Annotated in this window: 22 protein-coding genes; 16 read left to right on the top strand and 6 right to left on the bottom strand. The window is 51.0% G+C overall.

The features are described from left to right. Positions 1-73 precede the first annotated feature (73 nt). Positions 74-1,348, top strand: a complete 1,275-nt coding sequence (locus AC6ESO_RS22360) for an MFS transporter (RefSeq protein ID WP_497093331.1) — start codon at positions 74-76, stop codon at positions 1,346-1,348. 53 nt (positions 1,349-1,401) lie between these two features. Here the strand turns inward: AC6ESO_RS22360 and AC6ESO_RS22355 are convergent, their stop codons facing one another. The 5 genes from AC6ESO_RS22355 to AC6ESO_RS22335 all read right to left on the bottom strand — a co-directional run bounded on the left by AC6ESO_RS22355 (position 1,402) and on the right by AC6ESO_RS22335 (position 5,430). Next, complete coding sequence (locus AC6ESO_RS22355) at positions 1,402-1,926, bottom strand: hypothetical protein (protein ID WP_497093330.1); 525 nt, start codon at positions 1,924-1,926, stop codon at positions 1,402-1,404. Between the two features lie 62 nt (positions 1,927-1,988). Next, positions 1,989-2,852, bottom strand: a complete 864-nt coding sequence (locus AC6ESO_RS22350; RefSeq protein ID WP_497093329.1) for an SDR family oxidoreductase — start codon at positions 2,850-2,852, stop codon at positions 1,989-1,991. Between the two features lie 90 nt (positions 2,853-2,942). Then, positions 2,943-3,401, bottom strand: coding sequence for a hypothetical protein (locus AC6ESO_RS22345; RefSeq protein ID WP_494819961.1), 459 nt, complete (start codon positions 3,399-3,401; stop codon positions 2,943-2,945). A 92-nt stretch (positions 3,402-3,493) separates the two neighbouring features. Then, complete coding sequence (locus tag AC6ESO_RS22340) at positions 3,494-4,018, bottom strand: hypothetical protein (protein WP_497093328.1); 525 nt, start codon at positions 4,016-4,018, stop codon at positions 3,494-3,496. A gap of 209 nt (positions 4,019-4,227) precedes the next feature. After that, on the bottom strand, positions 4,228-5,430 hold the full coding sequence (locus AC6ESO_RS22335; RefSeq protein WP_497093327.1) for an HD-GYP domain-containing protein: 1,203 nt from the start codon (positions 5,428-5,430) through the stop codon (positions 4,228-4,230). Positions 5,431-5,758: 328 nt separating this feature from the next. On the opposite strand from AC6ESO_RS22335, the gene AC6ESO_RS22330 reads away from it, so the two are divergent. The 3 genes from AC6ESO_RS22330 to AC6ESO_RS22320 all read left to right on the top strand — a co-directional run bounded on the left by AC6ESO_RS22330 (position 5,759) and on the right by AC6ESO_RS22320 (position 8,058). Further along, the gene (locus tag AC6ESO_RS22330; RefSeq protein WP_497093326.1) at positions 5,759-6,367 is read left to right on the top strand and encodes an N-acyl amino acid synthase FeeM domain-containing protein; all 609 of its coding nucleotides are present in this window, start codon (positions 5,759-5,761) and stop codon (positions 6,365-6,367) included. Continuing rightward, on the top strand, positions 6,367-7,125 hold the full coding sequence (locus AC6ESO_RS22325; protein WP_497093325.1) for a ThiF family adenylyltransferase: 759 nt from the start codon (positions 6,367-6,369) through the stop codon (positions 7,123-7,125). Before AC6ESO_RS22330 ends, AC6ESO_RS22325 begins: the two co-directional genes overlap by 1 nt. Positions 7,126-7,290: 165 nt before the next feature. Then, entirely contained in the window at positions 7,291-8,058 is a 768-nt protein-coding gene (locus tag AC6ESO_RS22320; RefSeq protein WP_497093324.1) for a class I SAM-dependent methyltransferase, read from the top strand. A 450-nt stretch (positions 8,059-8,508) separates the two neighbouring features. On the opposite strand, the gene AC6ESO_RS22315 is transcribed toward AC6ESO_RS22320, so the two are convergent. After that, the gene (locus tag AC6ESO_RS22315; protein WP_497093323.1) at positions 8,509-9,216 is read right to left on the bottom strand and encodes a FadR/GntR family transcriptional regulator; all 708 of its coding nucleotides are present in this window, start codon (positions 9,214-9,216) and stop codon (positions 8,509-8,511) included. 235 nt (positions 9,217-9,451) lie between these two features. Between AC6ESO_RS22315 and AC6ESO_RS22310 the strand changes: the two genes are divergently transcribed. The 12 genes from AC6ESO_RS22310 (at position 9,452) to AC6ESO_RS22255 (ending at position 23,783) form a co-directional block, all read left to right on the top strand. After that, entirely contained in the window at positions 9,452-10,609 is a 1,158-nt protein-coding gene (locus tag AC6ESO_RS22310) for an ABC transporter substrate-binding protein (RefSeq protein WP_497093322.1), read from the top strand. Beyond that, a complete protein-coding gene (locus tag AC6ESO_RS22305) occupies positions 10,606-11,763 on the top strand; it encodes a CaiB/BaiF CoA transferase family protein (RefSeq protein ID WP_497093321.1) in 1,158 nt (385 codons plus the stop codon). Before AC6ESO_RS22310 ends, AC6ESO_RS22305 begins: the two co-directional genes overlap by 4 nt. Positions 11,764-11,797: 34 nt before the next feature. Further along, a complete protein-coding gene (locus tag AC6ESO_RS22300) occupies positions 11,798-12,985 on the top strand; it encodes a CaiB/BaiF CoA transferase family protein (RefSeq protein WP_497093320.1) in 1,188 nt (395 codons plus the stop codon). Positions 12,986-13,003: 18 nt separating this feature from the next. Continuing rightward, on the top strand, positions 13,004-13,846 hold the full coding sequence (locus AC6ESO_RS22295) for an amidohydrolase family protein (protein WP_497093319.1): 843 nt from the start codon (positions 13,004-13,006) through the stop codon (positions 13,844-13,846). 14 nt (positions 13,847-13,860) lie between these two features. Further along, positions 13,861-14,184, top strand: coding sequence for an L-rhamnose mutarotase (locus AC6ESO_RS22290; protein ID WP_497093318.1), 324 nt, complete (start codon positions 13,861-13,863; stop codon positions 14,182-14,184). Positions 14,185-14,208: 24 nt separating this feature from the next. Continuing rightward, on the top strand, positions 14,209-14,661 hold the full coding sequence (locus AC6ESO_RS22285) for a MaoC/PaaZ C-terminal domain-containing protein (protein WP_497093317.1): 453 nt from the start codon (positions 14,209-14,211) through the stop codon (positions 14,659-14,661). Positions 14,662-14,758: 97 nt separating this feature from the next. Further along, positions 14,759-16,387, top strand: coding sequence for a response regulator transcription factor (locus AC6ESO_RS22280; RefSeq protein ID WP_497093316.1), 1,629 nt, complete (start codon positions 14,759-14,761; stop codon positions 16,385-16,387). Continuing rightward, positions 16,384-18,216: a cache domain-containing sensor histidine kinase gene (locus tag AC6ESO_RS22275; protein WP_497093315.1), complete on the top strand. Its 1,833-nt coding sequence runs from the start codon at positions 16,384-16,386 to the stop codon at positions 18,214-18,216. The genes AC6ESO_RS22280 and AC6ESO_RS22275 overlap by 4 nt, the downstream gene beginning before the upstream one ends. Before the next feature lie 40 nt (positions 18,217-18,256). Next, positions 18,257-19,957, top strand: coding sequence for an extracellular solute-binding protein (locus tag AC6ESO_RS22270; protein WP_497093314.1), 1,701 nt, complete (start codon positions 18,257-18,259; stop codon positions 19,955-19,957). Between the two features lie 162 nt (positions 19,958-20,119). Further along, entirely contained in the window at positions 20,120-21,025 is a 906-nt protein-coding gene (locus tag AC6ESO_RS22265) for an ABC transporter permease subunit (protein ID WP_494819945.1), read from the top strand. Between the two features lie 19 nt (positions 21,026-21,044). Beyond that, positions 21,045-21,923: a carbohydrate ABC transporter permease gene (locus tag AC6ESO_RS22260; RefSeq protein ID WP_497093313.1), complete on the top strand. Its 879-nt coding sequence runs from the start codon at positions 21,045-21,047 to the stop codon at positions 21,921-21,923. A 90-nt stretch (positions 21,924-22,013) separates the two neighbouring features. Further along, entirely contained in the window at positions 22,014-23,783 is a 1,770-nt protein-coding gene (locus AC6ESO_RS22255; RefSeq protein WP_497093312.1) for a type 2 periplasmic-binding domain-containing protein, read from the top strand. Positions 23,784-23,806 lie beyond the last annotated feature (23 nt).

Here is a 23,806-nt window from a genome sequence, read left to right as displayed (position 1 = left end):
TGTCGAAAGCGGTTGAAGGTGTCCACTGCTTCCATTAGAATAGGAGGACATCAGCAAGAGGAAAGGCGTTCATATGTGGAAGTATACGTATCATCTATTTCGCGATCTATCTCCGGGCGTTAAGCGATTTATTGCCACGGAAAGTCTGTTTGGCATCGGGGCAGGGATCTTCAGTCTCATTCTCAACCTGCATCTGCTTGATCTTGGATTCTCCAAAGGCGCCATCGGTCAAATTACGTCGCTCGGGGCGCTTACCATTGGACTTACAAGCTTACCGGTCGGGCTCATCGTGCAGCATGTCGGACGTAAACGAATGCTGGTTATTGGGATGCTGTTCTCTTTTATCTCGCTCGTGGTGTTCGGCTTAGGTACGAGCAGGGCGGCGGTCACAGTGGCACAGCTCATCTGGTCGCTTGGCGTTACAGCCATTGTAAATTCGGAGATTCAACTGATCTTCCAATATTGCAAAAGCAAGAAGGAAGAGACGAACGCTTATTCCCTGCTTTTTGCCATATTCACGCTGTTTACAGGGATCGGCACGCTGCTTGGCGGGTATCTGCCGAACTGGATTCATGGCAGTACGACGGTCTATCAATATGCTTTCTTCGCAGCGGCAGGCTGTTTTGCACTTTCTGCAATACTGAGAGGGATCTTATTGCCATCGCCTGACGAAGCACCCAAAGAAGGGCAAGTGAAACAGAAGGAAGACGCGAAGGCTGAAGCAGGCAGACGGCAAAAGAAGCGGCATGCCGTTTATTTTCTGCTTGCTCTCTCGCTGCTCATCTTCAATTCCGGCTTCACCTACGGGCTGCTAAGCCCGTTTCTGAATGTCATACTCAAATTCCGTTTTGACATGAATGATGACACGATCTCCGGTTTGCTTGCGCTGTCCGGTTTCTTCTTCTTCATCGGTTCCATCATTATGCCGTACGTCATCGAGAAGCTGGGAAGCCGAAGAAGCTTCATCTTCCTGTTTCTCTACAATATCCTGATTGTGGCGCTGATGGCTGTAGCTATACCGGCGGCACCATTCGCGATTCTGCTCCTGCTGCGCGGGACAGGCTTCACGATGCTTAACAACATCATAGACAGCGAATCGATGTCCGCGGTAGCCGAGGAAGACCGCAACTTATTCGCGGGCATGCGAACGGTATCCCGCAGCGTCGGCAATACGATTGCTTCCTATTGGGCAGGGTACATCCTGGCGGGTGATCATTATTTGCTCCCCTTTGTTCTGACGGCGGTAGCTACGCTGCTTGGTTTTATCGGGTATACGTGGTTTATTCAAGGGATGCTGGAGCGAAGAGGGAAGAGCGATCCGGCGAGGCACGAACCTGTTGAAGCGTAGGCGCCTGATCGCGTAAAGGCAAGCTCAAACGGAAATAAACGGCAAAGGCGCGATCAGCCTTTGCCGTTTATTTGTGCATCTAGAAATAGATCCGTCTTGGCTTTCATGGCCGAGACGATCATCTGTTTGTGACGAACCGCGAGGAGGAGCACTTGTGCTTGCTGCTTGCGTGAGAGCTGATTGAAACGGTGATCTTCCTTCAGATAGGCACGAACGATTGCCCAGCTGGAGGGGGTTAACCGTTTCAGCGCACCTGCAGAAGCAGAGGCTGTAGCTGGTTCAGTCGCGGGCGGCTTGCGAGCGAAGCGCTGCAGCCAGGTCTGAAGACCGGCGCCGAATTTGGATTCATCGACGATGCAAGGTGCCGTCAGTTTCTTCGTATGGCTGCGCAAATACTCGTAGCGGTCATTGCCGAGTACGATTCGATATTGGCCGTCTTTGCGGTCTTTCTGCACGACGATGAGATGCAAGCCATCCCACATCAAATGGCGTAAATAGCGAAGGCGGGCGGTCATGCCGACAGGCAAGCCGGGTTTGATTTTGCTCAGCGGGATGTAGCGGACTGTGAAACGCATCATGATCCCCTCCCTTATTGGAGGATATGGGGAGCATCCGTTGTCCTAGTCCTGACAGCACGCGCTTACTTGCCTTTGCGAGACAAAGCGGCAAGCGTGTCCCATTGTTCATCCGTGACATCGGCAAGTCCATTGAACTGGCCGGCGCCTTGCAGCCATTCTCCGCCGTCGATGGTCACGACTTCGCCGTTAATGTAACCGGCGTAATCGGAAATCAGATAAGCGGCGAGATTGGCAAGCTCCGAAGGATCGCCGACTCGCCCGAGCGGAATTCGGCTGAGCAGCCGCTGCTCGATCTCCGGCGTAGGCATCAGGCGCGACCAGGCGCCTTCAGTTGGGAAAGGGCCCGGCGCGATAGCCACCTGCCGGATTCCGTAAGGTGCCCATTCGGCGGCAAGCGAGCGGGTGAGTGCAAGCACGCCTGCTTTGGCCGCGGCGGAAGGCACGACGTAACCCGATCCGCTGGTAGAGGAGGCGTAGGTGGTCACGATATTGAGCATCGTTCCGGCTCTACCTTGCGCAATCCAGCGTTTACCGAGTTCCAGCGTTGCGTAGAACGTGCCATGCAGTACGGTTCCGAGCACGGCGTCAACTGCGCGGTGGGAGAGACGTTCGGTCGGACTGATGAAATTGCCTGCAGCATTGTTGACTAGGACATCAATTTGTCCGAAGTGGCCTTCCACCGCATCCATCAGCGCTTGCACGGCAGCGGGATCCCGAACATCGCAGCATTGATAAAACACAGGTGCCGAACCTCCGGAGCTCATTTCCGTACTGGCTTGCTGCAACACTTCCTCACGGCGCCCGGCGATGGCCAGTTGAGCGCCGAGGGCAAGAAACTTTTCTCCCATCGCACGGCCAAGGCCGGTGGCTCCGCCTGTAACGAGCACGACTTTCCCCTTCAATAAATCAGGTGCAAAAGGTCCCATAAGCCGATTCTCCTTTAATATCAGACATGCGGCAATTATGGTTATAGGTATGTTTGCTCGGCAAGCGGCATGCCTGCCCGCGTTCCAATGTTACGTGGCGATCTGGCGAAGCTCCGGGTAGTCCTCCAAATAACCCGCATGCTTCAGCTCAAGCAGCGCTTTGCGAATCGTTGTCTCATCTTCATCGGACTGATCGGATAGGGCAATCAGTTCGGCTACGCTAGTGCTTGGATGTTCTTTGCAGTAAGTGAGCAGCCCTTTTGCCGACCAAGACAGTCGATCGTCTTGAAATTCGCCGATTAAGTGTCGGAACACTTTATGGGAGATCAGCTTCTGCTCGGTAAGATCCTGCATCGCTTTAATGACCTGCTTGATGGTCATTCGGCCTTTACGGGCCATGTCGGGCACGCTCAAGGATAACGAGTCTGACGCGCCGGAACTGAGCACGATATAAGTCATTTGGGCATAAATATCGAGATTGGGCATCGAAAAAATTTCACCGGAAACCGTGAAGCTGCGCGCAGTGGCTGCAGAGGATTCTTGCGACATATTGATCTTCCTCCATTTGGCAGAATATATGGCATGTCTATACAATACGCGCGCGCAGTCAGGAATCAGGGGTATATGAAAAGTTTCTAACCTTATTTGCCGATACAATTTCGCGCGGCGTTGTGCGCCATGCGGTGAAGCGCATTGTTGGTTTTATGACGGCGCATATGTTTAATGCTGATCTGGATATTCGGATACAAGGCGCGCAAACGATCAAGGGTGTCATGAATCGCATCCCGAACAACGGCATAACGGGCATCGGCAAAATATGTCTTCGACAGCAGCCGCACGATGGCATGACAATCGGTGAAAACGACAGCTGATTTGGGCATAGGCTCGAGCTGCACATCTGTTAAGGAACGTGCTAGCCATTCCAGGCTAAAATGAATCGCCTGCAGCTCACCGTAATCGGAGCCGAGGGCATAATCGTACTCAAGCCGCTTAGCTTGCACATGCAGGGAACGGTTGAAAACAAGTGTGCACGCAACCGCATGAACATGCTGCTCAGAACCGGAATAATCACAATACAGCGAAACCATGCCCGAATTGACAAGGTTCGCCCGGACTGCAGGCGTGGCATAGGCTTGTCTGGTTAAAGCATCCATTGTAGAATCCATAACGCGTTCGATTTGCTCCTTCGGAATGATCTCTCCACGGAACCGTGAGATGCAGGGGAGTGGCGTTGCCGCCTACAATGGTTAGCATGGACAACAAAGCTGAGGGACAAAACAATGCCTGTGATAAAACAGGATCGAAAAAAAGGGACACCCGATACAGCATCGGTTGTCCCTTTTCTAGGTTTGTCGTTACTATCGCCACCCGCAAACTACGGCAAATCTAGCAGCGTCTCAAACTCCGATAGATCCTCGCTATATTCTTTATAGATTCGCCTCCAGCTCATGACTACTTCATCAATAATCATAATTAATGCTGGATCGAATTGCGTTCCGCTTGCTTCTTTGATTCGCTCAATCGCTTCGTTGACCGATGCGGCTTGGCGGTACGACCGGCTAGACGTTATCGCATCGAATGTATCGGCTATGCTTAATATCCTCGCCTCTAGCGGAATATCAAGACCTGCTGCTCCGGTCGGATACCCTTTGCCATCCCACCGCTCATGATGATAGAGTACGCCCGGTTTTAATTGTCCGAGTCCGGGTATTTTCTCTACCATCCGGCCTCCAACAACCGTATGCGATTTGATGATCTCATACTCTTCGTCCGTGAGCTTGCCTGCCTTCGTCAGCACGGACTCGGGAATGTTAATCTTCCCGATATCATGAAGCAAGCCGGATAACCGAAGTGTCTGCATACGCTGCTTATCCTGAAACTCGGGAAGTCTTGCAGCCAATTCGACCGCGTATTTGCTCACTCGCTCGCTATGTCCGAACGTATAGCTGTCTTTGGCCTCGATCGACACGATGAACGTTTTGACAACCTGCTCGATCGTGGTTTCCATCGAATGGATAATCAAGCTAACCTGATTGTTGTACAGCTGATCCAGTTGTTTCGGCAGCAAGTAACTGAACGTTGCGAGGACCATATAAAGGAGTGCCCGATTAGAGATGTCGATGGAATCAAACACGCCGCTGACAAGCGGATGGTACAGATTTACACCTAACATCATGGCAAATCCAACAGTCGAATAAAGGAACAATATCCGTAAATTACCATACATGCCCGCCAGAATAGGGATGACCAGAAAATAGCCCCATGCCTCTCTGTAGCCGGAGCCGAAATATAAGCAGCAAATGACAAGAACGCTAAAGGAGAGAACGATATGCTGCATAATAATCGGCTTTATTTTGATAAACCGGTTGAGAAGCAGTATAACGGCCAGAACAGCAACAGGAATGAGCAGAAATTTGATCTCCGCTCTCGAATAAGGCATATGAAGCATACGAAAAACCGAATTCCATCCGATGCTCAGAAGCAAATAGATGAGTGCGATCTTCAGTATGTTTAAGCTGAGATTTCGCTGGTGTGTTTTGTAATATGAAGACAGTAGTTTTTTTCGTTCGCTCAGCATACGTCCATCCCGTCCGGAGTAGTAGACTCCAATTCGTAAATCAATTAATCTCTCATTCTCTTGCACCTCTATGAATACGACAAACGTTTGGTATAGTGGATATATAATCCATTTGAACTAGGAGTTGATCGATGAAGAGAGAAAAGTCCTACATAAACCCTCAGTCATGCCCCATTCATCCTCAGCATGAGATATGCAGATTATTAAAATCAGTGTATCACTCAGCATTCGACAATAAAAGACCAAAAGCAGGAAGAAGTAACCGTTTCAATGAATAAAAATGTGCCGAAACACCGTACATAAAACAAAATAAGAGGAGTGTTTATTTATGAAAACAGATTCTCAGTATTTTTACAGCGTTGCAAGAGGGAAATTGCGCGAAAAAGCGATTAAGCTGCATGTCGAACGGTACCTTGAAGTCGGATTTTTTAACAAAAATGAGAAGGATCCCTATCAAGCCAATTCTACGTATTTCACCTCTCAACCTATCGGAACTGACGAGGTAGTAGGCGTAACTCGCTTGATTTTCGAAAAGCTGGATGAACTGCCAACTTTGCAAAACTTTCGCATTTTTGATATTGAGCGCATTAAACTCCAGCAGCTTGAAGTCATTCGGTACGCCGAGCTGAGCGCATTCACCAAATTGCCCGCACATGACGTAGCACTTGGCTTGCTGAAGACCGCCTTGCAATATTCGCTTCATATCGGCATCACGCATTGGGTTTGCTGTGTAGATGAGAGAGTCTATAATTATATGAATCGGATCTTCAAATTCCCGTTCCGACTGATCGGGGAACCTCGCGTTTACTTGGGCTCGAATACGATCCCATGCGTGTTAGTGCTGGATGATGTATTAAATACGGTTAGAGAAGAGCGTCCCGCATTGTACGACTACTTAGTTGAACAGGAAGCTCGCTACTTGGAGGTGCTTAATTAATGAAAGAGCAATTTGTTCGCAACTTAGGAATTATGTCCGAAATCGACGTGGATAAGCTTCAGCGTTCGACGATTGTGATTGCCGGCTGCGGCTGCATTGGCGGCTTCTCGGCCGAGCTGCTGGCGCGTATGGGTATTGGCCGACTCGTGTTGGCCGATCCCGATACTTTTGACATCTCCAATATCAACAGGCAGTGCGCAGCAACCCATCATACCGTCGGGATGTCCAAAGTAACTGCATTGAAAAATCATTTGCTTGCCATTAATCCGGACCTCGAAATTATCGAGTTTCCAAACGGGGTGAGTGAAGCGAACGTCGACGAATTCGTTCGAGACGCCGATTATGTCATCGATGCGATCGATTATTTCGCCTTTCACGATGCAGTTGCTCTCCACCGAGCAGCCCGTAGCCATGGTAAGTATATTATTACGGCAGCGGCACTTGGGTTCGGCACTACGGTACTCACTTTCGCGCCGGATGGGATGACGATTGAACAAATCGCCGGCATTCCGGAAGATATGCCGATCGAGCAACTAAGAGGCGCAACATTCCCGCCATCCAGCTATGCCGATAAGCTGCCTTCTTACGTGACGGTTGACCACCTCCAAGAATGGCTGACGAATAAGACAATCCCGACGATCAGCGTTGGACAAGCTTTAGGTCCGGGTGTTCTCGTATCGCAGCTCGTTCTCCATCTGCTTGGCAGAAAGCAGCCGCTATTAGTGCCGGAATCGTTTCAACTGCAATTTGAATTGTAGGAATCCGCATTGACCAAATTTTTCCTTTGACTTATAGTGGAGTTAATTTAAAGAAGGTGAGTGATCGCTATGAAAATGCGTCCATCCCAATACCAAACGGTGCGGAAGGGATAATGGAAGAAGAATCCCTTTCGTGAACATTCAAACTCATGGAGGGAAGCATACATGTCGTATAGCTATTATGGAAAATTATGCACGGAGGTTTATGATTTAACGAAGCGGGTCGGCCAGTCTCTAGGCGGCGATTTGGAGTATTACCAAGAACGGTTAAGCTCCTGCAAAGGAAGAATTCTCGAAGCGATGGTAGGCTCGGGGCGCGTCATCATTCCATTGCTGGAGGCGGGACTGCTTGTTGACGGCGTGGATTATTCGGCCGAGATGCTGGAATCTTGCCGGAAACGGTGCGCAGACAGAGGGCTGAATGTTCAATTATTCGAATCGAATCTCGTCGAGCTTGACTTGCCCGATCGCTATGAAGCGATCATTATTCCGGGCGGCTCATTCTTATTAATTGAGAATCGAGAGGACTCCATTGCTGCATTGAAGCGATTGTACGAACATCTGCAGCCGGGCGGTCGTCTGTTGCTGGATCTATTTCTGCCGGATACCAACTTTGAAAGCGGCGGGTTCAGCGGATCCTCGACCTTTCGTTTGCCGGACGGCGATCTGATCACGATGGAGGGCAAACTGCTGGAAGCGAATCTATTCGATCAGTACAAAGTGTCCCTGTTGAAGTACGAGAAGTGGCGCAAGGGTGCTTTGATCGAGACGGAGCTGCAGCGTTTTGCCCTACGGTGGTACGGCGTTAACGAGTTTAAGCTCGTGCTGGAGAGCATCGGTTTCACAGATGTGGTCGTGTCAGCAGACTATGAATATGGTCGCTCCCCTAGCAACGGAAAGCAGAGTTATGTGTATGAGGCAATAAGGAAGTAAAAGAGAGGGCTGTTTCAAAAGCGGGTTTGTGGCTTTTGAAGCGGCTCTTTTTTATTGTCCGCGGAGATAGGAGGTGGATAGGCGGGAAGGAATGTGAGAGTTCGATTTCGGAACACTCGGGGTGAAATAAGTGAGGTTTTGCGGTTGAGAGTTCGATATCGAGACTCTCAGCCTTTGATGAGTGTGAGATGGGGAGGTTAGGAGAGGTGAGAGTTCGAATTCGGAACTCTCGATGCGAGATAAGTGGGTTGTTATGGTGGAGAGTTCGATTTTGAGACTCTCAGCCTCTGGCGAAGGCGAGAGTTAGGAGTTCTGAAGTACGAGAGTCGGATTTCACGACTCTCAGCGTCTAATTAGTGTGTTTTCGTTATTGAGAGTCGGGTTTTCCGACTCTCAGCCTTTGGCGAAGGCGAAAGCAAGGTTGCGCCTGCCGACAGAGGTTTTGGGAGTCTAGTCGGTTTTCATAATGTTGGCGTAGAATTGCTTCGAGGATGTGAACAGTCCTTTAAGCGCGGCGTTCAGCTGTTTTTTATCGCGGGAAGTGAGCGCCGCGAGGATGGCGGACCGCTGTTTGACGCTGTTTTCTTTGGCGCCCGGTACTCGGAGCAGCTTCAGGCTCGTTTCTCTTCTGAGATGGATGCTCATTTGCATCAGCTTGTTGAAGATCCGATTATCGGAGCGTTCGCCGATGCGAAGGTCGAAATCATCAAGCAGCTGGAGAAAAGCTTCCGCCTCCATATGAACCGATTCCGACATACGGGCAAGCTTCTTATCGAGCAGAGCAAGCTCCTCTTCGGTGAGCTGTCCGGCGGCGGAAAGGTAAACCTCGGTCTCGATCAACTGCCGTGCAGCATAAACCTCATCGAGGTTATGCTTCTCCCGGTGAAACATCCACGCGATCGTATCCGAAGGGATCGGCTCCTCCTGCTTATTTACAAAACTGCCTTCACCCGCTTTGATGGTGATAAGGCCAATAAGTGCAAGCGCGCGAAGTGCTTCGCGGACTCGCCCGCGGGTGACGCTGAACCGCTCGGCAAGCTCACGCTCATTAGGCAGCTGCGCTCCGGGCTCGAGGTGACCGTTCGTAATAAGCTGAGCAATTTGCTCCATAATTTGTTCGGTGACCGTTAATCGTTTGACGGGTTCAATCTGTATCATAAGAGGTAGTCTCCTTAGTCGGCACATAGCATTGAAAATTTGCATTGATGGAAGATGATGGTTCATGGTAATCTGGTCTCGTGGTACTACCAGAGAACCGATTCTCACCAAAGCTTAACACGAATCAAAAACCGAGTAAAGAACAGGCCATAATCCGCTGCGCTTCATTCCATCAATCGTGGTACTACCAGAATACCGCTTAATACAGGCTGAACAGATGAAAGGTGATGACGAAGTGACGACAACATTACGAGGCATTACATGGAACCATAGCAGAGGGTATGTGCCGAAGGTGGCGACCGCGCAGCGTTATATGGAAACGCATCCAGGCGTGGAGATCACATGGGAGAAAAGGTCGCTGCAAGAATTCGCGGACGCACCAATCGAGCGGCTCGCCGAGCAATATGACCTGCTCATCATCGATCATCCTTGGGCCGGTTTTGCAGCGGACAAAGGGATATTGGTTCCGCTGGAGCAGCATGTGTCAGCGGATTTTCTCGCTGATCAAGCGCAGCATACGGTCGGCCGCTCGCATGAAAGCTACCTCTTCGATGGCGTGCAGACAGCATTCGCGGTAGATGCGGCGACCCCGGTAGCTTCTTATCGGCAGGATTTGCTGGCGGCGGCTGATGAAAAGGTACCGCGGACATGGGAGGAGCTGCTTGCTTTAGCGAAGAAAGGCCGGGTCGCTTTTGCTGGGATTCCGGTCGATACGTTGATGAATGTCTATATGCTCTGCGTCACGCAGGGTGAGGAGCCTTGCAGCATTAACGATGAACAAGTAGTGAGCGAGGAAACCGGCGTCAAGGCGTTGGAGCTGCTTCGTGAATTAACGGGTTTATGCTCGGAAGATATGTTGAACTGGAATCCAATTCGGGTGTACGAGGCCATGTCCGCAGGAGATAACATCGCTTATTGCCCGTTCGCTTATGGTTACTCGAATTACGCTCGCGTGGGGTATGCGCGGCATTTGCTTCATTTTGCCGACATGGTGTCGCTTGGTTCTCATGGACCGCTTCGGTCCACGCTTGGCGGAACCGGAATCGGCGTCTCGGCACGCTGCGCTAATATAGATTTGGCGGTTGAATATGCGGCCTACATGGCTAGCCCGGAGATCCAGCGAACCGTATTCGGGGAAAACGGCGGGCAGCCCGGACATCGTTCGGCTTGGGTCGACGAGGAGTTGAATCGGCGCACGAACGGGTATTTCCATGCAACATTGCCAGCGCTGGACCGCGCCTACTTGAGGCCGCGATACAGCGGCTACTTGGAATTTCAAGATCATGCGGGCGATGTGGTGCGGGACTATATCATTTCCGGCGGGCGGCCGCAGGAAGTCCTTGAGCGTCTGAACGGGCTTTACCGGTCATCCAGAATGGAGGCGGCGAAGTGAAACCATTAGAGGGATTGCTGGTTTTGGATTTCAGTCAGTTTCTGGCAGGTCCGTCGGCTGCGCTTCGGCTCGGTGATTTGGGTGCGCGGGTAATCAAGATCGAGAGACCGGGGACCGGGGAATTGAATAGGCAGCTGTCGATCAAGAATCAGATGGTGGACGGCGACAGTATGCTTTTTCATACGATTAATCGTGGAAAAGAGAGCTATGCGGCGAACTTGAAGGACAGCGAGGATGCAGCAAGCGTAAGGGCATTGATCGCGCAAGCGGATGTGCTTATTGAGAATTTTCGGCCGGGCACCATGGAGAAGCTTGGACTAGGCTATGATGCGGTCAAGGAACTGAACAGCGGCATCGTGTATGCCACTGTGACGGGTTACGGACAGGAAGGACCGTGGCGGGATAAGCCCGGGCAAGACCTGTTGATTCAATCTTTATCCGGACTTGCATGGCTGAACGGCAATGCGGACCAGCCGCCCGTACCGTTTGGGCTCGCGGTCGCGGACATGTTCGCAGGAGCTCACCTGGCGCAAGGAATACTAGCCTGTCTAGTGCGTCGAGGACGAACCGGCCTAGGGGGACGAGTGGAAGTCAGCCTGCTGGAATCGGCGCTGGATCTCCAGTTTGAGGTGCTTACGACACACTTGAACGATGGCGGCGAGCTGCCGCAGCGAAGTGCGGTGAACAATGCTCATGCCTACTTGGGAGCGCCTTATGGCATTTATGAAACGAAAAACGGTTATTTGGCACTCGCAATGGGATCGGTAGTGCGGCTCGGAGAGCTGCTGGCCTGCGAAGCGCTCGCGGCCTTTCAAGATCCAAAATCGTGGTTCATACAGCGAGATGAAATTAAACAAATTCTCGTAGCGCATATCCAAACGCGAAGCACCGAAGAGTGGCTGCAAGTATTGGAGCCGGCGGACTATTGGTGCGCAGATGTGCTGACGTGGGAGCGGTTATTTGCTCATGAAGGGTTTAAGGCGTTAGGTATGGTGCAAGAGGTAGGGCGAGAAGATGGCAGCCGTCGACTTCGGACGACACGTTGTCCGATTCGGATCAATGGCGAGCGGTTGTTTGATACGACGGCTGCGCCGAAGGTCGGGGAGCATAATGCGGCAATCGAGCAGGAATTTCAACTTCGCAATGCGGAGTAGTTAGAGGGCAGCAGCCTAACGGAGGCGAGAGAGTTTGATCGATTTTAGCAGCTTTAGCGAGGCCGCACGCGCCAAAATACAACAGAACCGTCCGCTAGATGGACTGCTCGTGCTTGATTGTGGGCAGTTTCTGTCTGCCCCTTCCGCCGCGCTAAGGCTGGCCGATCTTGGCGCACGCGTGATCAAGGTGGAGCGGGTGGGAAGCGGAGATATTTGCCGCCGATTGTATATTTCCAATATGGAGCTGGATGGCGAGAGCACGCTGTTCCATTCCATTAACCGCAATAAAGAGAGCTTCGCTGCCGATCTGCGCGATCCGGTCGATGCAGCTGAAGTCCATGCTCTCATCCGGCAGGCGGATGTGCTCATTCAAAATTTCCGCCCAGGCGTCATGGAGCGGCTCGGCCTGCATTACGAGGCCGTCAAGGCGATAAATCCGGCCATTGTATATGGAGAAATTACAGGCTACGGGAACGAGGGTCCGTGGGTGGGCAAGCCGGGTCAGGATTTGCTGGTGCAATCGATGTCCGGCTTGACCAATGAAGGAGGCACTCGCAGCGGTTCGCCGATGCCGCTCGGACTGGCGGTCACGGATATGATTGCCGGTGCGCATCTGGTTCAAGGCCTATTGAGCTGTCTTGTGCGAAGGGGAGTGACCGGTGTCGGAGCGAGAGTAGAGGTGAGCCTGCTGGAATCGGCGCTCGATCTGCAAGTAGAGTCGTTGTCCGCGTATATGAATCGCGGAGATGGAAGTGCGCAGCCACTATCCCAGCCGTCAACGCACCTGCAGTCTCATCCGCTATTCACTGACTACCACCTCCCAAGCGGCATCTATGCCACAAACGACGGCTATGTTACCGTACTGCCGCGGGAGCAAGACGCATCTAACCCAGCAAACCCAGCAAACCCAGCAAACCCAGCATTTATTGCATCCCTCCTGCACGCCGCCCACACTATGACAGCCCAGCAGCTAACCACTGCGCTGGAGCGTGCCGGCTACGAGGTCGCACAAGTGCTGGATTGGCGGCAGCTGCTGGAGGAGGACCATGTGAAAGGACTGAATATGGTTCAGTCGATCACCAGAGGCAATGGAACTACGATGCGGACGACCTGCTGCCCGATCCGTATAGACGGCATGCAGTTCCGTTCGGAGAAAGGCTCGCCGAAGGTCGGCGAGGATACTGCAGCAATCCGGAAGCAGTTGATTGACCCTACCACTTAAAGGAGGTTGACTCCGAAGATGATAAGAATCGATTCGCACCAACACTTTTGGCACTTGGAGAAAGTTGCCTACCCGTGGCTGGACCCCGCTTTCGGCACGATTTGCCGCACGATTGAGGCCCATGAGCTTGAACCGCTTCTGAAGGAAGCGGGGATTGATAAGACCGTGATTGTGCAAGCGATGAACAGCTACGAAGATACGGAATATATGCTGCAAGTGGCGCAGGAGAAGGACTGGGTGGCCGCTGTCGTAGGCTGGGTACCGCTCAATATCCCTGAAATTGCAGATAAGAAACTCAAGCAACTCAAGCAGAATCCGTATTTCAAAGGCGTCCGTCATTTAATCCACGAGGAAAAGGACCCGGACTATATCATTCGCGATTCGGTCATAGAAGGTTTGCGTGTGCTTGCCTCTTACGACTTGGCTTTCGATCTCGTTGCCGTATTCCCGAATCATCTCAAGCATGCGCCACGATTGGCGAAAGAAGTACCCAACCTCAGAATCGTCATCGATCATCTGGCCAAACCGCCGATCAAGGACAAAATAATGGGCGAGTGGGCGGAGCAGCTCGCGCGTGCAGCACAGTACGAAAACGTCTACGCCAAGGTGTCGGGGCTGAATACGGCTGCGGATCACGACAACTGGTCTGCCGAGGATTTGCAGCCGTACATCGATTACGCCAAGGAGCAGTTCGGTGCGGGCCGTCTTATGTTCGGCAGCGACTGGCCTGTCGCGAACTTAGCCGGTGATTACGGCAAAGTATGGAGAGAAACGAACCGCGCCATCGCCGCTTTTTCAGAAGCGGAGCGGGATGCGATCCTCGGTGGAACTGCGGCGAAATTTTATCAAATCAAATCATAGGAGGCTCTGCAAGAATGCAGCGATATGGAAGCGTCATTCAAGTGAAACCCGAGATGCTGGAGGAATACAAACGGCTGCATGCCGCCGTTTGGCCGGATGTGTTAGAGCGTATCAAGGAGAGTCACATTCAGAATTACTCCATCTATTACAAGGACGGCTGGCTATTCAGCTACTTCGAATATACAGGTGAAGATTACGAGAAAGACATGGCCTTGATCGCCGCCGATGAGACGACGCAGCGTTGGTGGGACGTATGCAAGCCATGCCAGCAGCCGCTCGCGACCAGGCGCGAAGGCGAATGGTGGGCGGATATGGAGGAAGTATTTCATCTCGACTAACATGACTTAGGAGGAGCGAATGCGATGAGAAGCTTATTTTATGACGATTATGAGATAGGGTCTGCAAGAAGCACGTTCGGACGCACGATCACAGAGACGGATATTGTACTGCACGCCGGCCAAACCGGCGATTTCTATCCGCATCATATGGATGCGGAATGGTGCAAAACGCAGCCGTTCGGCCAACGAATCGCGCATGGCACGTTGGTGTTCAGTGTCGGCGTCGGCATGTCCGCAGGTGAACTGAATCCGGAAGCATTCTCCTACGGTTACGACAAGCTGCGTTTCACGAAGCCGGTATTTATAGGCGATACGATCTCGGTGCGCATCACCGTCTCGGAGAAACGGGATTATCCGAAACGTCCGGAATACGGCGTCGTTGTGGAGCATGTGGAGGTCATCAATCAGAATAAGGAAACCGTTCTGGTCTGCGATCATCTGCTGCTGGTGAACAGAAACAAGCCGGGTTCCCAATAAACGGAATCTATCGAGCAAACGGAAACGATTGACCATCTGCTAGACAAAATAGTATGGTAAGCTTGCAGCACCATCAGAGGGGCTAGGAGGCTTCTGCATGTTCAACGTCATGATTGTTGAAGACGAAATGCTCGTACGTTTAGGGTTTAAAAACTCCGTGCAATGGGACAATTACGGGATGGCCGTATGCGCAGATGCAGCCAATGGCAGGGAAGCTTGGGAGTATTACACGAACAGCGTGCGTCCGGATGTCATCATTACCGACCTTCGCATGCCGATCATGGGCGGGATTGAGCTCATTAAGAAGATCAGGGAACAGGATGCACAGACGCGTATCGTCATCTTGTCGTGCATGGAGGATTTTGATTTAATTCGCCAAGCGATGCAGCTTGGCATCTCCAGTTATATTCTAAAGCTGACGATGACGGAGGAGGAGATACATAATGTTCTGATGCGTGTGCGCGAAGAGCTCGGCACGCAGATTACGCTCGGTACATCCAAAGGAATTATCCGCAATCCGGATTTGCTGAAGGAAAACATTATTAAGAACTTCGTCTTCTACCACCTCTATTCCAAAGACGAGTTCGTTCATCATATCGATCAATTGAAGCTGCGGCTGAACCCGGAGCGGCTCATCGTATCCATGATGGAAATCGACCATTTCGAGCTGGTGCAGACAAAATTCAATGACGAGAAGGGCGAACTGATCCGCGTCACGTTCTTGAATGTCTTGAATGAGCTGCTTGTACAGTCGCAGCGCGGCGAGGTCGTGTCCGATGAAGACAAACGGTACCTCTTCATCTTCAGCTTCCGCGATATCGCGAGCGAATATCAAATTCGCGAGGAAATGATCGGGATTATGACCCAGATCCAAAAGGTGCTGGGGCGGTTCTTCAATATCTCCGCAACGTTCGGTGTGAGCGGAATGAAGAGCGGGTATGCTTCGCTGCACACGTTGTACAAAGAAAGCGAACGGGCCGTTGCACAGAAATTCTTCTATGGTACGGAGCGACAGCTGTTCCTCAGCGATGTGGATTCCGATGCGACCGAGGAGCTGGTGCGCAGGAAGCTGCAGCAGTTCCACGAGAAATGGTCGATGATCGAAGAATCGGCGCAGAAGGATGTGGAAGCCATTGTGCAATCCTTCCTCGCATCCGGGCGGCTCAGCCATGAACAGGATATTCGGAAGCTGTTCGTGCGACTTCTGCATTGCCCATCTGTCACCGCCTCGCTTAGCGAATCGGAGGTAACAGCGCTTGTCTCGACCTACGGGGAAGAGATGCAGAAATGCGAAACGCTCGATGAAGCCGCGACAGCCTATAGTAAATTCCTAACCGAAATTATTTCAAGAGGCGGTATCAAGAAGCAGCTAAGCAAAGACATTGCGCGTGCCGTCAAGTTCATCCAGGATCGATTCCACGAAGACATCTCGCTCCAGCAAATTGCACAGTACTTGGAATTGACGCCGAATTACTTAAGCGTATTGTTCAAGAAAGAACTGCAAATGAACTTCTCCGAATATCTCAACCGAATTCGCTTGGAGAAAGCGAAGGAGCTGCTGCTCGGCACCAACCTCAGATCGTATGAAGTGGCGCAGCAGGTCGGGTTTACCGATGACAGCTACTTCAGCCGCGCTTTCAAGAAGCATACAGGGGTCAGGCCGAACGGCTTTCGCAGGCTGTGGATCAACGACTGGACAGGTACAGCGGAGGCAGAGGACAAATGATTGCTAAAGCAGCGAAGTTCAAGTTCCGACTCTCAGGCATATCGCTCAAGGCACAGCTGATTTTCTCCTTTATGGCCGTTACGCTGCTTGTCCTGTCCGTCAGCTCCTATTACAGCTATAAGAAAACACTGGATATCTTCCAAACGAGAACGCAGGAAACCACCTTATCGCAATTTCGTCAGATTGAAATGAATACGCTTACTTTGCTCCATGAGGTGGATAAACTGTCCAAGACGTTCCTCATGGAAACCAAGGTTCAATCGTTTCTGCAAAGCGACAAGCTTTCTGATCTCGAATTCATTGCCCTGGAACGCGACATTATGGATCGGATCAATCAATATTTAACGACTTATAATTATTTGGATTCGGTCTATATCTTCGCGGAGAACGGCACGGTTATCGGGGGCACGCTCTCTCAAAATCAGAGTACGGCGGACGTAGGCAAGAACTATCCGTTCTATGCTACTGCTTTGTACGAACAAGTAAAGTCCAGCTTCCCCCAAACGACCTGGAGCGGCGGACTGGAGACGATTGACTTCATGCGCAGCTCGATTCCGGATGGATTGTCCAATTCCAGAGTCATTTCATCCCTTCGCGGTGTCAGATGGATCGGCGGCAGCCAGATGAGCGCGGAGCTTGTCTTTAATGTGAATGAGCGGTATTTCAATTCCGGCTACGGAAGCTTGCAGAGTACACCGGGCGGCTCGATGCACATCATCGACCGCAATGGCAAAGTGATCTCGAGCACGATCGAGGATACGATCGATCAACCGTATCCGTTCAATGCGAAGCTTAAGCCGGAGCAAGCATTCGGCAGCTTAGCAGGCAGTCGCGCCGGGACGCATGAGCAAATTATTTATTATCGCATGAAAGAAACCGGCTGGACCTTGGTGAATGAGGTGCCAACCGAGCTGTATACGAAAGATATTAGCCAGATCGGGCGCTTTACGGCTGCCGTGTTCCTAATGTCGCTCATTCTGATCGTCGTATTCGCCTCTTTATGGATGGATCGCATTATGAAATCGCTGCACCAGCTGATTAAAGGGATGAAGAACGTCGGTCGGGGGAATATCGGCATGACGCTGCCGCAAGCATCGAACAAAGAAATCGGACTTTTAATTGAACAGTTCAATAACATGTCGACCGGTATTCTGGAGCTTATGAACCAGAACGAGGAGACCGAGAAGACGAAGCGGCAGCTAGAGATCGAGGCGCTCCAATCCCAGATCAATCCGCATTTCCTGTACAACACGCTGAATACGGTGAAGTGGATGGCGGCTATCGCCAAGGCGCCCAATATTATGGAGTGCATGACCAGCTTAGGCAATATGCTTAGGCCGATCTACTATGATCCTTCGCCGCTATGGTCGATTAAAGAGGAAATTGCGTTCGTGCAGAACTATATCAACATCATGAATTTCAGGTACGGCGAGGAAATGAGATTCGAATTTGACGTGCCGGAGCAGCTGCTGCAATGCCAAACACTGCGCTTCATGATCCAGCCTTCCATCGAGAATGCGTTAATTCATGGCGAGATGCATAAAGGGGTCATTCAAATTTCGGTCTCCGAGCATGACGGCGATTTGCTGGTAGTTGTGCATGACACCTGCGGCGGAATGGCAGCGGACAAAGTGATCGAAGTCAACCGGAAGATCCAATCCCAAATTAACGGTGATCGGGCATCGAAAGGAATCGGGCTGAACAATGTCAACAAGCGGATCAGGCTGCATTTTGGCGAACGATATGGCATTGAAGTGCAAAGCAAAGAAGGGGTCGAAACGAAGGTGTTCATGACCATCCCCGCTATTTATGACAGTGCTGCTTCCTAAAACCCAAAAGCGCGAACCAAACTTACTGGAGGCGAACAGCTTGAAGCCGATAATTAGGCCGCGAAACGTGTTCACGATGACGATCATACTTGCCTTGCTGGCCGGATGCAGTGAAGCCAACGAGTCGAGGCAGCAGCCGCAGACTGCACAGTCGGAAGAAAACAACGGAACAGTTGCGCCGGCCAAAGAGCCGGTTACACTTAAGGTACAGCTGAACAGCGTAGGCAAAGACTTTGAGCATACAGAGGTTTATAACGAGATTACGAGACAAACCGGCGTCACGATGAATCTTGAATTGTATGATGAACAGAAATTCAAGGTCGAGCTGGCTGGCGGCGATTTGCCTGATATTATCCAGGTCCCCAATAAGAACATTAAGGAGCTTATTGAAGGCAATAACATCATTCCGCTGGATGAGCTGCTGAAGACGAACGGGCCTGATTTACAGCTCCCGGTGTACGAGAAGAGCTTCGAGTATATCCGGAAGTTCTGGAGCGACAACACGAACAAGCTGTACATGGTACCGGTGCAAATTGGCTCAAGTGATTTTGGCTTCGAGCAGCAAGTTGGCTTTAATGTCCGCTGGGATTATTACAAGGAGCTCGGATACCCCAAGATCGAATCCATCGACGATATGGTGAATGTGCTGGCTGATATGGTTCAAAGGCATGGAACGACGAAGGACGGCAAGAAAGTATACGGGGTCAGTATGTGGAATGACTGGGCAACATGGGGCATTCGAAGTATGGGGCTGATTACCGGCAACGGCATGTTCAATACGAATACCATGCAGCTGGTTAACACTTATACCGATGCGCTTCACAGTGAAATTTGGGACACCGCGATGTTCATGTATAAGGCGCAGCAGAAAGGGATTCTCGACCCGGATGCTTTCACTGCCAAATATAACGACATTGTAGCCAAAGCTTCGGAAGGAACGCTGATCTCAGCTGTCGCGACATGGCCGTTTACGCGCGTAAATGCGGACTTGTTGAAGGAAGGACCGGATAAAGGGTTCGTCACCATTCCGCTGGACTGGGGATTCACGAATGTCGGGGGCACGACAATAGCGGGGTGGAACGATCGCGCGTTTGCCATCTCGGCGAATTGCAAGAATCCGGAGCGTGCGATGGATCTGATCAATTTCCTCGTGTCCGAGCAAGGCTCACGGCTGATTGCCAGCGGCATTGAAGGCGTACATTGGACCTATGTGGATGGGAAACCGGCGATGAATCCGGAAACCGTCACGTTAGCAGCAGCCGGCGGGGACAGCTGGAAGACGACAGGGATTGGCATGATCGCCAACCAGCAAGGTCTCGCCGACTATACGAAGCTCAGCGACGGAGGCATCGTCAATCTGTTCAATACGCCTGAAGTATTTGCGACTAAAGTAAACGCATTGAACAAGGATTATGACGAGTACTACGATGTTTCTTACCCGGCAGAGGCGTACAAACGGCTAGTTGATCAAGGGAAAGTGAAATCGCTGGCTCATATTCCTCAGGATGTGCTGAGTGCGATGCCTTCACCGCCGGATGATATGAAACGGATTCAGACCAAACTGGATGAGCTGCTCGTGAAAGGGATGCCGATCCTCGTGCTCGGTTCCAAGAACGATGAAGCCTTCAAAGTCAATCAGCAAGAATTGATAGAGGAATTGATAGCCGCCGGCGCGGATACCTATTTCGCTTGGTACAAACGATCATATGAGGAAACACAGGCGCGGCTTGCAGGCGGATAATTCCATGCAACTCGATTTAAAATCAATTCAGGCTCTCCCAAAGCAGCATGTTGCTGCCGCGGGGGAGCCTATTTTAGTCCAAAAATCGTAGAAAACTTCATATTTACGTCCTTGGCGATTTCTTATACTGAGGATAGAAAAAGAGATGGAGTGATACGAGAGATGAAATGGAAAGCAAGTAGAGTCACATTGTTTCTGATGGTTATCCCGTTTATCCTGCTGGTTTTCGTCTTCAACTACATTCCATTGTTCGGCTGGGTATATGCCTTCTACGATTACAAGCCGGGTATTCCACTCTCGCAGACGCCGTTCGTCGGATTGAAGTTCTTCCGCTGGGCGATCGAGGAAAAAGAAGATCTATTCCGAGTTTTAACCAATACGCTTGCACTCAGTTTATTATCCATTCTGGCTTCACCGCTATCGGTCATCTTCGCGATCATGCTCAACGAGCTAAACAGTAAGCGTTTTCGGAAAGTCGTACAGACGCTGACGACGCTGCCGAACTTCATAAGCTGGATCATCGTATACTCGCTGGCATTCTTCATGTTCTCATCCGGTGGATTGCTCAATGAAGTCCTAATGAAGTTCCACATCATCGACGAACCGACAACAGTGCTAGGCAACTCCGCAGCAACGTGGTGGTTCCAGACAGGCGTTACGATTTGGAAGAGCTTAGGCTGGGGCGCTATTATCTACTTGGCCGCGATAGCAGGCATTGATCCTGAGCTGTACGATGCCGCGAAGGTCGATGGAGCGGGTAGGTTTCAACGCATCATGGCGATAACCGTTCCGGGTATTATGCCAACCTTCTTCGTCCTGCTGCTGCTCAACATTGCCAGTGTCCTGTCGAACGGAGCATCCGGTTTTGAACAAAACTTCGTCTTCTACAACTCCCTTGTAGCAGACCGAATCGAAGCCCTTGATTACTACGTCTACCGCGTCGGGATTACGACAGGCGACATTTCCTTCGGTACCGCAATCGGAATTGCCAAATCGATTATCAGCATTCTGCTGTTGTTCTCGATGAATGCACTGTCTAAGAAAATAAGAGGCCACTCGGTATTCTAGCTGGAGGTTATGACGACCAATGAAAAAAGATTCTGCCAACCTATTCGATATCTTCAACTACACCGTTCAGATCCTATTCACGCTCATGTGCATATACCCGTTCTATTATATCTTGATTTATTCGTTCAGCGATCCGCAGCAGGCGCTCAAAGGCGTGTTTCTAGTCCCGAGGGGGCTGTCAATCGTCAATTATACGACGATCTTCAAGCTCGACAATATGCTTCATTCGTTTGTGGTTTCCGTGCTGCGAACGGTTATCGGAACCGCGCTTACCATCGCTTGTTGTTCATGGTTTGCTTATGCCGTGACGAAGAACGAGCTGTATCTGCGCAAATATATTTATCGCTTCCTGGTCATTACCATGTATTTCAACGCCGGTCTGATTCCTTGGTATATCACGATGAAGGAGCTCGGCTTGAAAAATAACTTCCTGCTCTACATCCTGCCCGGTGCAGTTGTCGCCTACTACGTGGTTCTGCTTAAGACGTTCATTGAACAGCTTCCGCAAGCACTGGAAGAGTCCGCTATGATCGACGGCGCCGGACATTTTAAAATCTTCACCAATGTCATCTTCCCGCTCTCCATGCCAATTGTCGCCACCATTGCCGTATTCGCTTCGGTCGGGCAGTGGAATACCTGGTATGACAATTACTTCCTCGTCTCAAGCGACAATCTGCAGACGCTGCAGCTGATTCTGTACAACTACTTGACCGATGCACAGCGCATTGTGGCAAGCAGCAACATGCAGGATTTGAATCGTGGACTGGCTTCCAAAATATCGCCGGACTCCATTCGCATCACGATTACGATGGTCGTTACATTGCCGGTTATGCTGGTTTATCCGTTCTTGCAGCGTTATTTCGTCAAAGGCCTCATGCTGGGTGCGATCAAGGGTTAATACGTAAGTTTCGGTCCGGGTTCAACCGCTGGAGGATGCAATAGCTCATAGCAGCTATCATCATAGAACTTAAATTCGGGAGGTCATGGTATGAAGGGGAAGAAAGCATTACGCGGCAAGGCAGCAATGATGCTGGCCGCTATGCTGGTTGTATTGTCAGGCTGCGGTGGAAACTCAGCGAATAATGCAAACAATACAGCAGCGACGAATGCGCCTGCAGCAAATGAAACGGCAACCAACACAGATGCTGCAACAACGAACAACACCGCCGCAGCTACAGATGATGCAGCCGCGACCAACGAGTCGACAGAGCCTGCCAAAGCACCTGTTACATTGAAGGTTCAAGTCAACAGCACGACCAAGGATTTTGAGAACACCGAGGTATATAACGAAATTACGAAACAAACGGGCGTCACCATGGATCTTGAAACATTCGATGAAGAGAAGTTCAAGGTGGAGCTCGCTGGCGGCGATTTGCCGGATATCATCCAAGTGAAGAACGTGGGAACAACCTACTTGAAACAGCTTATTGAAGGCAAGAACATCATTCCGCTCGATGATTTGGTTGCGTCGAACGGTCCGGATATTCAGAAGCCGATCTTCGAGAAAAGTATTGCGTACAGCAAGAAGTTCTGGAGTAATGATACCGGTCAATTGTACGTCGTTCCGGTACAAATTGGTAACGCTGGATGGGGCTTTGACCAACAAATCGGTTTTAACGTTCGTTGGGATTATTACAAAGAGCTTGGCTATCCGGAAGTGAAGAATATCGATGATATGGTGAACATCCTTGCCGATATGGTTGCGAAGCACCCGAAATCCCCGGATGGCAAGAAGGTTTACGGTACCGCCATTTGGAATGACTGGGGCACATGGGGTCTGAGCGGAATGGGACTTCTGACAAACCCTGGTGATCCTGTTGTCAACAACTACACAGACGTTCCGAAGAGCAGCTTCTGGTCCACATCGGAATTCTTGTACAAAGCGAAACAAAAAGGCATTCTCGATCCGGATGCATTCACGGCGAAATACGAGGATCTCGTAACGAAGGCTTCCCAAGGTACATTGCTTAATGCGATCGCAACATGGCCGTTCCAAGCAGCGAACGGTGAGCTTCTGAAAGAAGGTCCGGACAAAGGTTTCGTAACGATTCCGCTGGATTGGGGCTTCGCATGGACCGGCGGCTCGACAATCGCAGGCTGGGGCGACCGTGCTTGGGCGATTACGTCGAACTGTAAAGATCCGGCGCGCGCTATGGATCTGATCAACTTCCTATCCTCGGAGCAAGGTTCCCGTTTGATCGAAAGCGGCGTTCAAGGCGTTCACTGGGATATGGTAGACGGCAAGCCGCAAATGAAGCCGGAAGTTATAGCACTTGCGGCAGCAGGCGGCGACCCTTGGAAGAAAACGGGCATTAACATGATGGCGAACCAACAAGGTCTCTCCGACAATACGGTTCTGAGCGACGGCTTCCCGGTCAACCTGTTCAACTCGCCGGAAGTGTATGCAACGAAGCTCAACTCGCTTAACAAAGATTATTCCGAGCACTATGGCGTTGCTTACCCTGCCGCAGCATACAAGAAGTATGCCGATGAAGGCAAAGTGAAGACGCTTGATGTCATTCCGCAAGACGTGCAGGCTGCTATGGCGCCGCCGCCGGAAGACATCAAACGGATCCAAACGAAGCTGGATGACCTGATCACGAAAGGCATTCCGGATATCGTCCTGCATGCGAAGAATGATGAAGATTACAAAGCAAGACAGCAGAAGCTGATCGATAAGCTGAACGATGCAGGCGCAGACCAGTTCTACCAATGGCAGCTTAAAGCGTTCGACGAGGCAAAAGCGAAATTTGAATAATCGGCAAATGCTGGCTTAAAACA

It is taken from the genome of Paenibacillus rhizoryzae (assembly GCF_059686995.1).
The sequence above is the reverse complement of the archived record's forward strand: the minus strand, read 5'-3'. Positions and strand labels throughout refer to the sequence as shown.

What these genes read in the sequence shown, in the direction of transcription:
- AC6ESO_RS22315 (WP_497093323.1), bottom strand. Translation starts at nt 9,216, where the DNA reads ATGATACAGATTGAACCCGTCAAACGATTAACGGTCACCGAACAAATT.
- AC6ESO_RS22325 (WP_497093325.1), top strand. Translation starts at nt 6,367, where the DNA reads ATGAAAGAGCAATTTGTTCGCAACTTAGGAATTATGTCCGAAATCGAC.
- AC6ESO_RS22275 (WP_497093315.1), top strand. Translation starts at nt 16,384, where the DNA reads ATGATTGCTAAAGCAGCGAAGTTCAAGTTCCGACTCTCAGGCATATCG.
- AC6ESO_RS22335 (WP_497093327.1), bottom strand. Translation starts at nt 5,430, where the DNA reads ATGCTGAGCGAACGAAAAAAACTACTGTCTTCATATTACAAAACACAC.
- AC6ESO_RS22360 (WP_497093331.1), top strand. Translation starts at nt 74, where the DNA reads ATGTGGAAGTATACGTATCATCTATTTCGCGATCTATCTCCGGGCGTT.
- AC6ESO_RS22330 (WP_497093326.1), top strand. Translation starts at nt 5,759, where the DNA reads ATGAAAACAGATTCTCAGTATTTTTACAGCGTTGCAAGAGGGAAATTG.
- AC6ESO_RS22260 (WP_497093313.1), top strand. Translation starts at nt 21,045, where the DNA reads ATGAAAAAAGATTCTGCCAACCTATTCGATATCTTCAACTACACCGTT.
- AC6ESO_RS22295 (WP_497093319.1), top strand. Translation starts at nt 13,004, where the DNA reads ATGATAAGAATCGATTCGCACCAACACTTTTGGCACTTGGAGAAAGTT.
- AC6ESO_RS22355 (WP_497093330.1), bottom strand. Translation starts at nt 1,926, where the DNA reads ATGATGCGTTTCACAGTCCGCTACATCCCGCTGAGCAAAATCAAACCC.
- AC6ESO_RS22345 (WP_494819961.1), bottom strand. Translation starts at nt 3,401, where the DNA reads ATGTCGCAAGAATCCTCTGCAGCCACTGCGCGCAGCTTCACGGTTTCC.
- AC6ESO_RS22265 (WP_494819945.1), top strand. Translation starts at nt 20,120, where the DNA reads ATGAAATGGAAAGCAAGTAGAGTCACATTGTTTCTGATGGTTATCCCG.
- AC6ESO_RS22290 (WP_497093318.1), top strand. Translation starts at nt 13,861, where the DNA reads ATGCAGCGATATGGAAGCGTCATTCAAGTGAAACCCGAGATGCTGGAG.
- AC6ESO_RS22320 (WP_497093324.1), top strand. Translation starts at nt 7,291, where the DNA reads ATGTCGTATAGCTATTATGGAAAATTATGCACGGAGGTTTATGATTTA.
- AC6ESO_RS22340 (WP_497093328.1), bottom strand. Translation starts at nt 4,018, where the DNA reads ATGGATTCTACAATGGATGCTTTAACCAGACAAGCCTATGCCACGCCT.
- AC6ESO_RS22285 (WP_497093317.1), top strand. Translation starts at nt 14,209, where the DNA reads ATGAGAAGCTTATTTTATGACGATTATGAGATAGGGTCTGCAAGAAGC.
- AC6ESO_RS22255 (WP_497093312.1), top strand. Translation starts at nt 22,014, where the DNA reads ATGAAGGGGAAGAAAGCATTACGCGGCAAGGCAGCAATGATGCTGGCC.
- AC6ESO_RS22280 (WP_497093316.1), top strand. Translation starts at nt 14,759, where the DNA reads ATGTTCAACGTCATGATTGTTGAAGACGAAATGCTCGTACGTTTAGGG.
- AC6ESO_RS22350 (WP_497093329.1), bottom strand. Translation starts at nt 2,852, where the DNA reads ATGGGACCTTTTGCACCTGATTTATTGAAGGGGAAAGTCGTGCTCGTT.